At 70.5% G+C, this 15416-nt stretch carries 15 protein-coding genes; 3 read left to right on the top strand and 12 right to left on the bottom strand.

Features of this window, described 5'->3' with window-relative positions; translation table 11 throughout:
• Nucleotides 1-39: 39 nt before the first annotated feature.
• Complete coding sequence (gene dnaG / locus EFA46_RS01230) at nt 40-1353, bottom strand: DNA primase DnaG (RefSeq protein ID WP_123075522.1); 1314 nt, start codon at nt 1351-1353, stop codon at nt 40-42.
• Between the two features lie 75 nt (nt 1354-1428).
• Entirely contained in the window at nt 1429-2847 is a 1419-nt protein-coding gene (locus EFA46_RS01235; RefSeq protein ID WP_123075520.1) for an MFS transporter, read from the bottom strand.
• Nucleotides 2848-2975: 128 nt separating this feature from the next.
• On the opposite strand from EFA46_RS01235, the gene EFA46_RS01240 reads away from it, so the two are divergent.
• Entirely contained in the window at nt 2976-3869 is an 894-nt protein-coding gene (locus EFA46_RS01240; RefSeq protein WP_123075518.1) for a DUF6293 family protein, read from the top strand.
• Here the strand turns inward: EFA46_RS01240 and EFA46_RS01245 are convergent, their stop codons facing one another.
• From EFA46_RS01245 to EFA46_RS01255, 3 genes are read right to left on the bottom strand one after another with little or no spacing between them, the layout of a single operon-like run.
• On the bottom strand, nt 3870-4073 hold the full coding sequence (locus EFA46_RS01245; protein ID WP_123075516.1) for a hypothetical protein: 204 nt from the start codon (nt 4071-4073) through the stop codon (nt 3870-3872).
• Nucleotides 4074-4104: 31 nt separating this feature from the next.
• The gene (locus EFA46_RS01250) at nt 4105-5145 is read right to left on the bottom strand and encodes a hypothetical protein (protein WP_123075514.1); all 1041 of its coding nucleotides are present in this window, start codon (nt 5143-5145) and stop codon (nt 4105-4107) included.
• Nucleotides 5146-5178: 33 nt separating this feature from the next.
• Nucleotides 5179-5916 carry a DUF1405 domain-containing protein gene (locus tag EFA46_RS01255; protein WP_123075512.1) on the bottom strand — a complete coding sequence of 246 codons (738 nt, stop codon included), beginning with the start codon at nt 5914-5916 and terminating at the stop codon, nt 5179-5181.
• A gap of 177 nt (nt 5917-6093) precedes the next feature.
• Between EFA46_RS01255 and pdxS the strand changes: the two genes are divergently transcribed.
• Nucleotides 6094-6999 carry a pyridoxal 5'-phosphate synthase lyase subunit PdxS gene (gene pdxS / locus EFA46_RS01260; protein WP_123075510.1) on the top strand — a complete coding sequence of 302 codons (906 nt, stop codon included), beginning with the start codon at nt 6094-6096 and terminating at the stop codon, nt 6997-6999.
• A 168-nt stretch (nt 7000-7167) separates the two neighbouring features.
• On the opposite strand, the gene EFA46_RS01265 is transcribed toward pdxS, so the two are convergent.
• The 6 genes from EFA46_RS01265 to EFA46_RS01290 form a co-directional block, all read right to left on the bottom strand.
• Complete coding sequence (locus EFA46_RS01265; protein WP_123075508.1) at nt 7168-7626, bottom strand: hypothetical protein; 459 nt, start codon at nt 7624-7626, stop codon at nt 7168-7170.
• Between the two features lie 271 nt (nt 7627-7897).
• Complete coding sequence (locus EFA46_RS01270; RefSeq protein ID WP_123075506.1) at nt 7898-8218, bottom strand: transcription factor S; 321 nt, start codon at nt 8216-8218, stop codon at nt 7898-7900.
• A 62-nt stretch (nt 8219-8280) separates the two neighbouring features.
• Nucleotides 8281-8805: a hypothetical protein gene (locus EFA46_RS01275; RefSeq protein ID WP_123075504.1), complete on the bottom strand. Its 525-nt coding sequence runs from the start codon at nt 8803-8805 to the stop codon at nt 8281-8283.
• Between the two features lie 78 nt (nt 8806-8883).
• Entirely contained in the window at nt 8884-9720 is an 837-nt protein-coding gene (locus EFA46_RS01280; RefSeq protein ID WP_123075502.1) for an RAD55 family ATPase, read from the bottom strand.
• 53 nt (nt 9721-9773) lie between these two features.
• Nucleotides 9774-10745, bottom strand: coding sequence for a beta-ribofuranosylaminobenzene 5'-phosphate synthase family protein (locus EFA46_RS01285; protein ID WP_123075500.1), 972 nt, complete (start codon nt 10743-10745; stop codon nt 9774-9776).
• Between the two features lie 108 nt (nt 10746-10853).
• The gene (locus EFA46_RS01290; RefSeq protein WP_123075498.1) at nt 10854-11792 is read right to left on the bottom strand and encodes a glycosyltransferase; all 939 of its coding nucleotides are present in this window, start codon (nt 11790-11792) and stop codon (nt 10854-10856) included.
• Nucleotides 11793-11898: 106 nt separating this feature from the next.
• On the opposite strand from EFA46_RS01290, the gene ilvD reads away from it, so the two are divergent.
• A complete protein-coding gene (gene ilvD, locus EFA46_RS01295; RefSeq protein ID WP_176969823.1) occupies nt 11899-13665 on the top strand; it encodes a dihydroxy-acid dehydratase in 1767 nt (588 codons plus the stop codon).
• A 69-nt stretch (nt 13666-13734) separates the two neighbouring features.
• Here ilvD and EFA46_RS01300 read toward each other — a convergent pair whose 3' ends face one another.
• Nucleotides 13735-14952 (bottom strand): CynX/NimT family MFS transporter, encoded by a 1218-nt coding sequence (locus EFA46_RS01300; protein ID WP_123075496.1) that lies wholly within the window; start codon nt 14950-14952, stop codon nt 13735-13737.
• Nucleotides 14953-15416: the final 464 nt, after the last annotated feature.

Below are 15416 nucleotides of genomic sequence, written 5' to 3' on the forward strand. Positions count from 1 at the left end.
TTGCTGGCCGTCGGAGCCCCGTCGCGACGACGCGTGCGCTCAGAGGTCGTCGAAGCGGTGGACGGCGACGGACGCGGGTTCCTTCACGACGTCCGCGCGCTCGGTGCCGACGAGCGCTCCGGTGCCGCGCTGGGCGGCGACGTCGAGGAGGCGCTGTGTGACCGGGCCGTCGCGGACGACGACCTCGGGGGGTTCGTCGGCGTCCCGGAGCGCCTCGAAGGCGTCGGCGGCCGGGACGTCGGAGAGGAGCGTGAAGCCCGCGCCGTAGAGGTGACAGCGCTCCGTCCCGGCGACGGCGTCGGCGGCGGCCGGCGTGGACGTCGGGCCGCCCTCCTCGGCACCGTCGTCGGTCTCGCCGTCGCCGGCCTCGGTGTCGGCGGTCGTCTCGCGCTCGGTGTCGTCGACCGGGTGCTCGACGTCGCCGTCGGATGGCGTCAGCGTATCGGGCGCGCCGGGGGATTCGGGGGCGGACGGCGGGGAGGGGACGGCGCTGCCGTCGGTGGCGGCGATGGCGTCGGCGTCGTCGGGGTGCGCGTCCTCGACTGCGGCCTCGGGGCTGGCGTCCGCACGCGACTTCTCGCGGAGCGCGGCGTCGACTTCGGCACGCGAGAGGTCTTCGACGGACTTCTCGCCGGGCGCGAACGCGACGTAGTCGACGTCGCCGACCTGCTCGAGCTCCCGGCGGATGAGGTCGCCGCCGCGGTCGCCGTCGAAGAACGCGGTGGTGGTGCGCTCGCGCGTGAGGTCGGCGACGGCGTCGGGGACGTTCGTCCCCTCGACGGCGATGGCGTTCTTCACGCCGTACTTGAGGAGGGTGAGGACGTCGGCGCGGCCCTCGACGACGACGACGGCGTCGCTGGAGGCGACGTTCGGGCCGGCGGGGAGGCCCTCGTACTCGGTGACGTCGCCGACGCGGACGGATTCGCGGACGTCGGCGAGGATGTCGTCGCTGTCGATGGCGCCCTCGTCGAAGGACGTCGCGAGGAGTTCCTTCGCGCGCTCGGTGACCTCGCGGCGTTTGGCGGCGCGGAGGTCCTCGATGCGTGCGACTTCGACGTCCGCCCGGCAGGGGCCGACGCGCTCGATGGCCTCGAGCGCCGCCCCGAGGACGGCGGTCTCGACCTTGTCGAGGCTGGAGGCGAGGGTGACGTGCCCGAAGGACTGCCCCCCCTCGGTCTCGACGGTGACGTCGAGGCGGCCGAGTTTCGAGGCGTCCTGGAGGGCGTGGATGTCGAGGTCGTCGCCGAGCAGTCCTTCGGTCTGGCCGAACAGCGCACCGACGACGTCGCTGCGTTCGACGATGCCGTCGGCGACGAGGTCGGCGTGAATGAGGTATTTGGCCGTATCTTCCATAGGGACCACTCGGAGTCCGTTCAGAATACGCCCGTGCGACGGAAATAACTGTCGGGCACCGCTCCGGCTGTCGGGTCAGGAGAGCGGTTCCCCCATCGTCTCGACGCCGAACGCGAGGACGACGACGCCGCCGAGGGCGAACGCGACGGCGAGCGGGAGGAGCGCGGCGACGTAGCCGACCGGGACGAGCGCGCCGGCGAGGATGGGGCCGATGACGGCGGCGATCTTGCCGACGCCGCCCGCGAAGCCGTTGCCGGTGGCGCGCAGGTGCGTCGGGAAGAGCTCGGGCGTGTAGGCGTAGATGGCGCCCCACGCGCCGAGCGTGAAGAACGAGGAGGCGAGGAGCGCGAGGAAGAACGCCCAGAAGCCCTCGATGCCGAGGCCGAAGCCGGCGCCCGGCATCGCGCTCGCGAAGACGAACGTGAAGAGGCCGGAGGCGAGCAGATACGTGCCGAGGGTGAGTTTGCGACCCACCTTCTCGACGAGGTAGGCGGCGCTCGCGTAGCCGGGGAACTGGACGAGCGCGATGAGGAGGAAGTAGCTGTACACCCCGCCGACGGTGATGCCGCCGAACGAGAGGGCGGGGACGGTGCCGCTCGCGCCGAACGTCTGCGGGAGCCAGATGAACACCCCGTAGTAACCGAAGTTGATGGCGAACCACGCGAACGCGATGGTGGCGGTGCGCCCACGGAGGCCGTCGGCGAAGAGTTCGCGGACGCTCGCGGAGTCGTGCGGTTCGATGTCGTCGGCGTCGATAGGGGTGTAGTCGCCGCCGGATTCGGCGGCCATGGCGCGCAGGCGCTCGTTGGCGGCGTCGACCTTCCCGACGCGCGCGAGGTAGTACGGCGTCTCGGAGAGGCCGTAGCGGATGACGAAGACGAGGAGCCCGGGAATCGCGGAGGCGACGAAGAGGAGTCGCCAGCTCTCGACGGCGCCGAAGACGGGGACGGAGACGAGGCCGCCGCCGGGGAGGTAGGAGAGGAAGAACCACGCGAGCGCGACGGCGAAGCCGTAGCCGAGCGGCCAGAAGGCGTCGAGATAGACGAGGTACCGGCCCCGGCGGTCCGTGGGGAGGTGCTCGGAGAGATACGAGGTGTCGACGGCGAGCGCACCCCCCAGTCCGACGCCGGTGAGGAAGCGGAGGGCGAACCCGCTGTAGAAGCCGACGGCGAGCGCGGTGAGGCCGGCGAAGAGCGCGTAGGTGAGGACGGTCCACTGGAAGGCGGGTTTGCGGCCGTACTGGTCGGCGACGTACCCCCACCCCCAGTTGCCGGCGATCATCCCCATGAGGCTCGCGGAGCCGAGGAGGCCGGCGGAGAGGCCGCTGAGCGCCCACGCGTCGAGGAGGACGGGCAGGGTGAAGCTGATGAGGATGACCTCCATGCCGTCGAAGGCCCACGCGGTGCCACAGATGGCGAGCAGGCGCCGGTGGAACGAGCCGACCGGGATGCGGTCGAGTGCGCCCGCGACGCCCGTCGCGTTCGTCTCGGTCATGTACCACGTGGTGGGACACAGGACCACATAATAGTGGAGGATAGGTGAACGGGTTGCCGCATCGAAGAAAAAATCTCTTCGAGGAGGGTCGGTAACGCTTATCCGTCGTTCGTCCCCTCTACGTGAACATGGCTACGCACGTCGTGCCGGTCGGCTTCGACTACGACCGGCTCATCGCGCCGCTCGTCCGCGAGCGCCTCTCGGTGGACCGCGTCGTCCTCCTCGAGGGCGCGGTCGGGAGCGAGGCGAACGTCGAGTACTCGCGGAACCTCGCGGAGAAGCTCTCCCGGGACTTCGAGAACCTGCTCGGCGCGGAGACCGAGCGCCTCGACGTCGCGGACGTCTACGACTACGACGCCGCCTTCGAGCAGGCCTTCGACCTCATCAACGACGAGCTCGACCGGGGCGACGGCGACGTCTGGGTGAACATCTCCTCGATGCCCCGCACCGTGAGCTTCGCGTTCGCGACCGCCGCCGACTCCGTCGTCATCGAGCGCGACGACGACCGCGACCGCGTCCACACCTACTACACGGCCCCCGAGAAGTACCTCGAGACCGAGCTCGCCGAGGAGCTCCGCGCGGCCGTCGACCTCCTCGAGGACGCCGCCGACGACGAGGTGGACGCCGCCGACGCCACCGAGCGCGCCCGGTCCGCGCGCGAACTCCTCGGCGAGTTCGACGAGCGCGGCACCACCATCGGCGCGAAGGAGCTCGAGGGCGGGCACATCATCGAGTTCCCCGTCGCCTCCTTCTCGAACGTCAAACCCTTCGAGGAGCTCATCCTCTTCACGCTCGGCGACCACGGCGAGTTCGAGAGCGTGAGCGAGCTCGCGGAGACGCTCGCCGGCGAACTCGGCGAGGAGTACACCGATAGCTTCCGCTCGAAGGTCATCTACAACGTCGACCGACTCGGCCCGAACGGGAAGGGGTACGTCGAGCAGGACGCCCACGGGAACGCCCACCGCACGTACCTCTCGCGAATCGGCGAGCTCTGGGTGCGCGCCCACCAGAACGAGGACTAGTCAGCGCGCGGAATCGTACAGCGTCGCCGCGACGCCGAACGCGACGACGGCCGCGACGGCGACGGCGACGTCGCTCCGCGTTGCGTCCACGCGCAGCGGCGGCGGGCCGTACGCGAGGGCGGCGACGACGAGGAGGAGCACGATGGTCCGGGTGCCGTTGCGTCGGAGGGCGCGGCGCGCGCTCGCGTCGTCGAAGGGGGACACGGGTCGTCGGACGGCGGGAACCCGAAAAAACCTACCCCCAGTTGAGGCCGGCGGTGTTCGCGGGCGCGGAGAGCGGGCTGCCGGGGAGGTGCTCGGGAATCTCGGGGTCGTTGTACATCGGGGGCGCGACGTCGTTCGGGCCGTCCGGGTAGAAGAGCGAGGCGAGGAGTTGGACGTGCGTGCGCCCGACGTCGAGTTCGAACTGGCCGCCGCCGTAGCACTCCACGCCGTTCGCCTCCGCCCACTCGATGGTCTCGAGGAGCGACTCGACGCTCCCGAAGCGCGAGGGCTTGACGTTCAGCCACGCGGGCTCGAAGGGCAACTCGTCGATGCTCGCGACGCCCGTGACGGGCGCGTCGAAGGAGACGCGCCCCCGGTTCGAGCGGACGAGCGCCTCCGTCTCCTCGGTCAGCGCGGGGTCCTCGACGACGGCGCCCGGGAGGTCGAAGACGCGCTCGTAGAGGGAGAGGTCGGGGTCCTGGTCGACGTCGGTCCCCTCGTAGTACCCCTTCAGGTCGAGCACTCTGACGGCCTCGGTCTCGCGGAGCGTCCGGAAGGTCGCCTCGCTCCACTCCTCGGTCGGGTCGAGTTTGAACTCGAGCGTCGAGTCCAGTTCGCGGAAGCGCTCGACGCGCGCGGTGTCGCCCTCCGGGAGGCGGGTGGAGGCGACGAAGCGGACGGGCGACGTCTCGCGCTCGAGGACGGCCGCGAGCGAGGTCTTCGACTGCTTGAGCGCGAGGTCGAGCGCGGCGGACTCGAGCGCCCACCGGCGGTAGTGTCGGAAGTCCTCGCGCTCGGGGTCGGCGTCCGGGAAGAGGTCGCGCGTCGCGAGATGGGCGGAGAAGCCGTCGAACGTCCACTCGCCCGCGAGGTCGGGGAAGGACGTCTCGAGGGCGTCGTGCGCGTCCGCGTCGTAGGTGACGTCCTCGCCGCGCCCGGCGACGCCGCGCCCCCGGAGGGAGAACGTCGTCGTGACGCGTTCGAAGCCGCTGGACGTGTCGCGCGCGTTCCGCTCGCGGTCCGTCCCCTCGATTTCGAGCGGGAGGTCGGCGAGCGCGTCGTAGAGTGCCATACGTTGGCCGTGGTGGTGACGGCGGAAAAAGCGTTACCGTAGCTTCGCGACGCGGGTGGCGAGCGCGAGGAACGTCGCGAGGAGCGTGAGCACCACCGCGCCCGCCGCCGCGAGGGCGTGCGCGCCCGGGTCGTGGACGACCGGCCCGGAGAGCAGGGACTGGCCGAGGAACGTCCCGGTGACCGCGCCGACGGACTCGGCGGGGACGAACGTGTGGTGTGGCGTGCCGACGAGCGGGACGAAGTAGTCGAGGACGAGGTTCGCGGTGTACCACGCGAACGCGACGGCGACGGCGCGCACCGTGAAGTCGGCGTAGCGCTGGATGACGAACGCCTCGACGGCCATCGCGAGATGCGAGCAGAAGAGGAAGGCGTACATGTACCACGGGAGGTAGCTGAAGCCGTCGCGGAAGACGAGGAGCGTGTACGGCGTCCAGAGCCCGAGGACGAGACAGCCGTAGAAGCCGAGCGCGTGCACCCACTCGCGCCCGCGACCGGTCGCCCAGAGCGCGAGCGACGCGCCGACGAAGAGCGTCGCCATCGGCGAGTCGGGGACGAACGCCCAGAGCGCGAGCGGTTCGACGGAGAACTGCGGGACGTAGTACCAGAAGCCGAAGAGCGTGCCGAGGACGTTCGCGAGGACGACCGGCCAGACGAGCCGAAGCCCGAGGTCCTCGAGGCGCGTCGGGAGCGGCGCGACGTACCACGGGAGGTCCTCCGGCGCCGGGAGGGTCTCGCGCGGGCGGCGGAGCCACGACGGGAGCGACGACATGCGCGAGGCGACGCCCGCGCGTCGCTTAGGTGTTGGCGTTCCGCGACGGCGGTACCGGAGACGTGGCGGGACGTGGCGGCGAGGCACGGCGCTCGACGGGGCGCGACGGGCGGCCCGTTCGGCCGAGGTGCCACCGCAACCGGCATTCCTTTGACGGTCCCGCCGCTACCGCGACGCATGACCGAGACCGACATCGAGGACCTCAAGCGCGGGACGGACCTCGTCAAGCGCGGCTTCGCACGCATGCAGAAGGGCGGCGTCATCATGGACGTCGTGAACGCAGAGCAGGCCCGAATCGCCGAGGACGCGGGCGCCGTCGCCGTCATGCACCTCGAGGCCGTGCCCGCCGACATCCGCAAGCGCGGCGGCGTCGCGCGGATGGCGGACCCGAGCGGCATCCAGGAGGTCATCGACGAAGTCTCCATCCCCGTGATGGGGAAGGTCCGCATCGGTCACCGGAAGGAGGCCGAAATCATGGAGGTCGCGGGCGCGGACATGATCGACGAGTCCGAAGTCCTCACTCCCGCCGACGAGACGTACCACATCGACAAGCGCGACTTCACCGCGCCGTTCGTCTGCGGCGCGCGCAACCTCGGCGAAGCCCTCCGGCGAATCGACGAGGGCGCCGCGATGATCCGCACGAAGGGCGAGGCCGGCACCGGCGACGTCAACCAGGCCGTCCACCACCAGCGCACCATCAAGAGCGCCATCCGCAAGCTCGAGGGCATGAACTACGAGGAGCGCCAGATGTGGGCGCGCGAGAACGAAGCCCCCGCCGAACTCGTCCACGAGACGGCCGAGATGGGGCGCCTCCCCGTCGTCAACTTCGCCGCCGGCGGCATCGCGACGCCCGCCGACGCCGCGCTCATGATGTACCACGAGTGCGACGGCATCTTCGTCGGCTCCGGCATCTTCGGCGCCGAGGACCCCGAGAAGATGGGGCGCGCCATCGTCGACGCCGTCAACAACCACGACGACCCCGAGCGCCTCGCCGAAATCGCCTCCAACATCGGCGCCGGCATGAAGGGCGAAGCCAACGTCTCGCTCCCCGAAGAGGAGAAGATGCAGGGTCGCGGGAACTAGGAACGACCGTCTTTTTCCGTCAGGGGGTCGCGTAGCGACCCCCGTACCGCAAAAACACAAAAGGCCGAGCGCGTCGCGCTCGGTGACTCGCGCGACCTACCGGGTCCTGACGGACCGCTCGTTCACGCGAACGCTAGCGTACGGAGACCGTTCGGTATAGCGGCGAACTTAGCTGCTCATCCTGTAGTCCCGTATTCGTCCGAAGATGGAGCGTGCTGCTGCCCCGAGTAAGACTGCGCCACCAATGCCGGTGACGAGTATTCCGAATGGCTGGAAGAGGGAACTTACAACGTCGACGTGAACCCTGGAAACGTCGTAGATAGTCGAATCGTATCGAATGGAGTAGGGTAGTTCTGAAATGAGCTCCTGTAACTCTTCATCGGTGGTCATGAACCGTCCGTCTTGGCCGGGCTCGACCGCGAGTAAGAATAGCGCCCGTTGCTCTCGTGGAAGGTCAGAGAAGTCCGTCGCTGTCGTATTCGTTTGGAATGTGGGAGTAACGTCGATTCCCGCTTCTCGGTCAATCGTCGCTGAATCATAGGCCCCATACCCATAGATGCCACCCCCGACAACGAGTAACGCGATGCCAATAACGATAGAGATTCTGATTGTTATGGTGGCTGCCATATCTAATCACCTTCTCTCACTTACAAAAACGTTCAGTTCGCACACCTATTGAACGGCCCAGGGGACCAGTATCCGGCGACCGAGCGGCTCGAAGAGCCCGGAATGGCGCGAGAACGCCGTCCTCGCTGGGCCACACTCGGGTCGACGGCCCTCGCGTGACGGTCGCCGGTTTCCTCGCCCGTAGGTCGAGGCCCGAGGACCACCGACGGTGGTCTGACCGGCTTTCGGTCGAGCTTTTGCCAGCGAGCGTAGCGAGCGCAGCAAAAGGTCGCTAGTTATAGTCGCGCCAGCGGTGGCCGCACTCGGTGCACTTGAAGAAGCGCGTCGGCGGTTCGTCGGCGGCGCCGGTCTGTTTGATGGTGTACCACGCTTCGTCGTTCTCGCACTCCTCACAGACGACGTCGGCGGTGGGTTTGCCTTCGTCGTCGGCGTCCTCGGTGGTCTCGATGACGTCGCTGTCGTCCTGTGCGTCGGTGGAGACGAAGTCGGCGGCGCGCTCGTCGTCGCGGCCCTGCTCGTGGCCGCAGCTCGAGCAGACCATCACGCCGTCGGTGGCGTGCATCATGGAGCCGCATTCGTCGCAGAACTGCATACGTGGGCCTAGCGGGTGGGCACGCAAAAACCCCGAGTTCGTGGGCGGACGTCGAGGGGGTGTCAGAACTCCTCGACGATGTCGACGTCGTCGAGCACCATCGGGCAGTTCACGACCTCGTAGTGGTCGGTGTCGACGACGCGTCTGATCGCGGTGCCCTCGTGCGTGCAGGCGAGGTCGGGCGGGTCCGCGAAGAACTCGCAGTTGTGGCAGGTCCGGTCGGAGATGACGCGGACGTCGCCGTCCGCCTCGGAGGCGGACGCGTCGGCGGTGTCGGGCGCGACGTCCGTGTCGGCCGTCTCTTCGGCGGCCGCGAAGACGTCGGCGGCCTCAACGGCGTCCGCGTCGACGTCCATCTCCTCGAAGGGGCTCCCTTCGCCGGGGTCGTCGGTGTCCTCCACGACGGGGGCACCGAGGTCGGCGTCGTCGCCGTCGTCCGGCGCAGGCACCTCCGGTGACGGGCGGCCGGACGGCGTCTCGACGTCCGCACGCTCGTCGGAATCGGTGGGGTCGTCGCGCCCGGTGGGTTCAGCACGCTCGTCTGGACCGGCGCGGTCGTCGGCGGCGTCGTCCTCGTCATCACTCATCGCGACCGGCCTCCGGTGTGGCGTAGCGGTCCCATCCGTGCGTCCCGTCGGCGCGACGAACCATAAGGCCGGGGGGCGTCATCGGATCTTCCGGACGTTCGAGACGTCGAATCCGGCCTCGTGGATCTCCGTCTCGAAGCGGACGATGTCCTCCTCCTCGAGCTGGCTGAGGACGCCGCGGAACTCCTGAACGAACATCGAGCGCACGCGCTCGTTGCCGCCGGTCTCCCAGCCGAACTGGATGGTGCCGTCGACGCTGCTCATCAGCTCCCCGAACTCCGTCTCGGTGACGGCGTCGCGCGAGAGGTGGAGGAGGACGAGGCCGCCCCACTCGCGAGCGGCCTTGCGGAGGCCCTTCAGGAGGTAGACGACGTCCGACCACGGCCGCTCGTGCTGTTCGTCGCCGAGGAGGTCGGTGAGCGAGTCGACGACGACGAGGCTGTCGGTGGCGTGGTCGTCGAGGTAGTCCGCGAACGCCTGAATGACGGTGCGGCGTTCGTCCTGCGCGCCGAGGTCGGAGAGCGAGCGCGGCCCGTCGACGTACCACTCGCGGGGGACCGGACTCAGCTGGAAGTACTCGGCGGAGAGGTCGTGGAAGGTGACGCCGCCGAGGCCGGCGTCGACGATTTCCTCCTCCATCGAGAAGGATATCTCGCGCCTGACGTCCGCGCGACTCGACGAGAAGGAGACGTAGTGGACGTCCGCCGGCGGCTCGGCCTCGCGGGAGAGGGTCCCGTAGTGGAGGTCGAAGAGGTCGAGGTCGTTCTGGAGCAGGCCGTTGAAGACCGCGCTCGTGTAGAGGAACTCGCGCGCGCCGGCACCGGCGCTGCCCGCGAGCAACACCACGCTCCCCTCCGGGGCGCCACCCCCGATCTGGCTGTCGAAGCGCGAGACGCCGAACGGGATTCGCATCATGCCCGATACATCTCCGCGCGCTCGCTTACCAGTTGTGCCTCACGCCCCCCGTCTCACACCTCGCTCACGCGCGCGCCGTCGCTCGCCGCGCCGACGACGCGGACGTCCCCGCCGGTGTCCGCCTCGGCGAGCGCGTCGGTCGCGGCGTTACGCACCTCGGTCGCGTGCGCGGCGTCGGTGAGCGCGTAGACAGCCGGCCCCCACGAGGACTGGCCGGCGCCCGCGACGGCCGCGTGCTCGCGCAGCGTCTCGACGAGCTCGCCCGCCGGCGGCCGATAGACGCCGCCCTGCTCGTCGGCGTACCAGCGGCCGTTGAGGCGGCCGACCTCGGCGATCCCGTCACCGAACGCCGCGAGGTCGCCGTCGACGACGCCGGGGAGGACGCGCCGGAGGACGACGCCCGCGATGCGGTCGGCGACGCTGGAGTCGGCGCGCTCGACGACGTCGCGCATGCTCGCGTCCTCGTCGGCGCCGGACTTCCCGGGTTCGACGTCGGGGACGGCGAGGACGAAGCGCCACGAGTCGGGGATGCGGTGGCGCGCGCTGACGCCGGGGACGGTCCACGACCCGTCGGGGGGGCGCTCGGTCGTGAAGCGCTCGGTCGGGTGGCCGGCGTCGAGGACGAACCCGCCGGACTCGAAGGCGGCGACGCCGACGCCGCTCCGGCCGCCGCGCCCGAGCGCGGGAGCGTGCTCGCGGACGCGGGGGTCGCGGCCGTGAGCGCGCGCGACGGCGGAATAGACGGCGAGCGCGAGCTGGGTGCCGCTCCCGAAGCCGACGTGGCGCGGGAGGGCGGTGCGGACGGAGACGGCGGCGCCGTCGACGCCGAGGACGTCGCAGGCGCGTTCGGCGGCGTCGCGGGCGGCCGCGTCCTCACAGCGCACGGCGTCGGCCGGGTCCGCGTCGACGACGACGCGCGGTTCGTCGAGCGCGACGCCGAGGCTACCGTAGAGGCGGTCGGTGGCGAGCGAGAGGTTACAGAAGCCGAAGTGGAGGCGGGCGCCGGCGCTGACGCGGACGGTCATACTCGCACGTGTGTTCCCCGGGTGGTTCGTGGTTTCGGCGGTGGCAAGACCGGACGCGGCCGCACGGGCGGCGGCGACGCTCCGGTGTCGGGGGCCGTCGAGCGCGCGCTATCGCGACAGCACGGCGTCGGCGACGCGGCCCGCGCCGTTCTCGTAGACGGGGTCGGCGGGCGGGTCGCGGGCGGCGCGCGCCACCTCGTCGGGCGACGTGACGGTCCGGAAGCCGCTCGCGCGGGAGGCGAGGCGCGCGACGCCGCGCTGCTCGGACGTGAACGGGTAGACGAGACACGGCGTCCCCGCGACGGCGGCCTCCATCACCGTCGAGTAGCCGGGACAGAGCACGAGGTCGGCCGCCCGGAGCGTCGGGAGCATCGACGCCACCGGCTCCCAGTCGTCGCCGCCGACGACCGTCGCGTCGCGGCCGTCCGCTCGCAGCCGCTCGACGCTCTCGTTCAGGGCCGTCGAGTAGGTGGATGGGACGACGACGACGTCCGGGTCGCCGACGACGGGGGCCTCGACGTCGAGCGCGAGCGGCCCGACACGGGTGACGCCGTCGGGGTCCGCGTCGCCGTGCGGCCACACGGTCGGGAAGTAGAACTCGCGCGCCGCCCGGAGCTGGTACTCGGTGAGCGCCCACGCGCCCGCGCGCTCGACGGCGTCGTCGTAGAGGCCGGGCGCGTTGTGCGTGCAGACGGAGAGCGGGACGCCGGCGAGCGGCGCGGCCATCGCCGCGAACATGTCGTCCGTGAGGAGGTGGTCGGGGTCCTCGCGCCGGAGCCAGCGGTAGAAGTCGCGGACGCGGCGCGCGCTCGCCGGCACGCTCCCCGTCAGGGTGTCGGAGAGCCCGCCCGACTCCTGGTAGTCGCCGATGAAGTCGACGGGCGTCGGGACGTACTCCTCGTAGCCGAGCAGGTCGACGAAGCGCTTCCCGGGGCCGCCGCCCGCGAGCGACACCGACGCGCCGCGCGCCTCGAGTTCGCGCGCGATGGCGAGCATCCGCGTGGCGTGGCCGGCGCCCTCCGGGTAGTGTGCGACCGCGACGTGCATACGTGCGCTCGCGGCCGGGACGCCCGAGTAGCTTCCGGTCGTGCTGGCGCCTGCCACCGCGAAAATCGCGTTGGGTTTATGGCAGAGCGCGGATATCCTTCCGGTAATGAGTGGCAAACCGGAGTCGACCCCGGAGGAAGCGACCCCGTCCGTCCCGGAGGAGAAACCCGAGAAGAACCCCGACCTGCGCAGTACCGAGGTCACCGAGGGCCCGGACCGCGCGCCCCACCGCGCGATGTTCCGCGCGATGGGCTACGACGACAAGGACCTCTCCTCGCCGATGGTCGGCGTCGCGAACCCCGCCGCCGACATCACGCCGTGTAACGTCCACCTCGACGACCTCGCGGAGGCCGCGACCGTCGGCATCGACGAGGAGGGCGGGATGCCCATCGAGTTCGGCACCGTCACCGTCAGCGACGCCATCTCGATGGGGACCGAGGGGATGAAGGCCTCCCTCATCAGCCGCGAAGTGATCGCGGACTCCGTCGAGCTCGTCTCCTTCGCCGAGCGCATGGACGCGCTCGTCACCATCGGCGGCTGCGACAAGAACCTCCCCGGCATGATGATGGCCGCCATCCGCACCGACCTGCCGAGCGTGTTCCTCTACGGTGGCTCCATCATGCCCGGCCACCACGACGGCCGCGAGATAACAGTACAAAACGTCTTCGAGGGCGTCGGCAGCGTCGCCTCCGGCGACATGGACGAGGAGGAACTCTACGAGATGGAGCACGAGGCCTGCCCCGGCGCGGGCTCCTGTGGGGGGATGTTCACCGCGAACACGATGGCCTCCATCAGCGAGACGCTCGGCCTCGCCCCGCTCGGGTCGGCCTCCCCGCTCGCCGAGAGCGAGGAGCGCACCGAGGTCGCGCGCGAAGCCGGGAAGGTCGTCCTCGACGCCGTCGAGAACGACCGGCGCCCGAGCGACATCCTCTCGAAGGAGTCCTTCGAGAACGCCATCGCCGTGCAGGTCGCGATGGGCGGGTCGACGAACGCCGTGCTGCACGTGCTCGCGCTCGCCGCCGAGGCCGGCGTCGACCTCTCCATCGAGGAGTTCGACGAGATCAGCGCGCGAACCCCGAAGATAGCGAACCTCCAGCCCGGCGGCTCGCGCGTCATGAAGGACCTCCACGAGGTCGGCGGCGTCCCCATCGTCATCCGTCGCCTCCTCGAGGGCGGCTACCTCCACGGCGACGCGATGACCGTCACCGGCAACACCATCGCCGAGGAGCTCGAGACGCTCGACCTCCCGGACGACGAGGAGATCGACGCGGACTTCCTCTACACGGTCGACGAGCCCTACAGCGAGGAGGGCGCCATCAAAATCCTCACCGGGAACCTCGCGCCGGACGGCGGCGTCCTCAAAGTGACGGGCGAGGAGGGCTTCCACCACGAGGGCCCCGCGCGCGTCTTCGACAAGGAGGAGGACGCGATGGCGTACGTGCAGGGCGGCGAGATCGAGTCCGGCGACGTCATCGTCATCCGCAACGAGGGCCCGCGCGGCGGCCCCGGCATGCGCGAGATGCTCGGCGTCACCGCCGCCGTCGTCGGCCAAGGCCACGAGGACGACGTCGCGCTCCTCACCGACGGCCGCTTCAGCGGCGCGACTCGCGGCCCGATGATCGGCCACGTCGCCCCCGAGTCCGTCGTCGGCGGCCCCATCGGCGTGCTCGAAGACGGCGACACGGTGACCGTCGACGTCCGCGAGCGCGAACTCTCCGTCGACCTCTCCGAGGAGGAGCTCGAGGCACGCCTTGAGGACTACGAGCGCCCCGAGATTCAGTACGAGGGCGGCTTCCTCCGCAAGTACGGCGACGCGTTCGACTCCGCCGCCAACGGTGCGGTGACGAACCCCGCCGTCAAGCGCGACGACTGAAGCGCTAGTCCCGGCCGAGCGACACGTCTCTCTTCTCCGCCCGCCTCGTCGACGGCCAGCGTCGGCGCCCTACGCCGGGAGTCGGCGTCCCGCTTCGACGGCGAGAGCGCACGCGAGCGCGATGACGGCGAGGCCGGCCGCGTACGTGCCCGTGAGGTCGTAGAGCGCGCCGATCAGGAACGGCCCGAGGAAGCCGCCGAGTTCGCCGACCGCGAAGACGAGGCCGACGGCCGTGCCGGTGAGGGCGGGTCCGACGCCGTCGAGTTCGGCGGGGACCATGCGGACGAGCGGGGAGACGCCGCCGGCGCCGAGGCCGACGAGGAGCGCGCCGACGAGCAGGCCGGCCAGCGGGACGCGCGCCGGGAGGAGCGCGAGCGTGCCGAGCGCGCAGAGCGCGAGACAGCCCGCGATGACCGCGCCGCGCTCACCCAGTCGGTCGGAGAGCGCGGGGACGGCGAGCGTGCCGACGGCTTGCGCGGCGACGAACCCGCTGACGAACGTCGCCGCGAGCGGGGCGGCGACGCCGTGGGACTGGAGCACGGGCGCCAGCCAGTTCTGGACGCCGTGCGTGACGAGCAGGTAGACGACGCCGACGACCACGAGGAGGCGCATCGAGCGGTTCGCGAACACGCGCCCGACGTCGCGACGGAGCGCCGCGAGCGAGAGCGACGCGTCGCCTGACGTCGAGTCGTCCACATGCCGAGCCGCCTCAATCGGGACCGTCCGAACGACCGCCCACCAGCAGAGCGCGTAGCCGAGCACGGCGACGCCCGTCGCGGCGAAGAGCGGGCGCCACCCGCCGAGCGCCGGGCCGAGCACGCCGCGTCCGAGGCTGAACGCCGCCGCCGTCCCCGCGAGCGACCCGACGACGTACACCGACGAGGGCGTTCCGGACGCCGCCGGCGGATAGAGGTCGGAGACGAGTTTCGGCAGGCCGAACGTGATGGTCGTCGCGCCGAATCCCACCACGACCGTGAGCGCGAGCAGGACGGGAAACGACTCGGCGAACGAGCGCCCGAGGTGCGCGGCGCCGAACAGCGGGACGCCGACGCCGATGGCGCGATACGGCCCGACGCGGTCCGTCACCACGCCCGAGAAGAGCGCGACCGGCACGTACGTGAGCGGAATCGCGCCCGTCAACACCCCGGCCTGGGTGCTCGAGAGCGCGAAGTCCGCGACGATAGCGTCCAAGTACGCCGGCACCGAGAACCAGACGAACATCAGCGACGCGTACGCGAGCGTGCCGAGCGCGAGGAGGAGCGTGCGGGTGCGCAACGTCGGGAGCACACCACAGGGATGCAGGGACGAACGGTTAACCGGCCGGATTGCGGCGAACGCGACCCACTCGCTCGCGCGACGCCACGACCGAACCGGGCGTCACCGCGATGGCCGGACCACGACGCGACGGACCGACCGCCGTCGCCGGCACAACGCGAGCGATATTTCCACGGCTAACGGTAGAGGGGAGAAAACAGGACAATTGAGGAGCCGAAACTGCATTACGTGTCCGCCGCCTGCACTCGAACGCCCACGGCTGGAGGCGTGACCACCGGGTCTCCCCGCGCGGGGAGAGAACCCAGTGATCGGAATCCGGCCACGATGGCAGCTTCAAGGGGGGAGTTGACACCCATCGGAACAACTGGTCGCGGCCAGTGAACCGGAGTCCCGTCTCCGGTTCGACGGCAGTACTGCCTCACCGAAGTAAAGCACATCTATCACAGCCGTGAGTGACACCGAGAACCACGGCCGGG

The sequence above is a fragment of the Halarchaeum sp. CBA1220 genome (assembly GCF_003721175.2).
Lineage (GTDB): Archaea > Halobacteriota > Halobacteria > Halobacteriales > Halobacteriaceae > Halarchaeum > Halarchaeum grantii.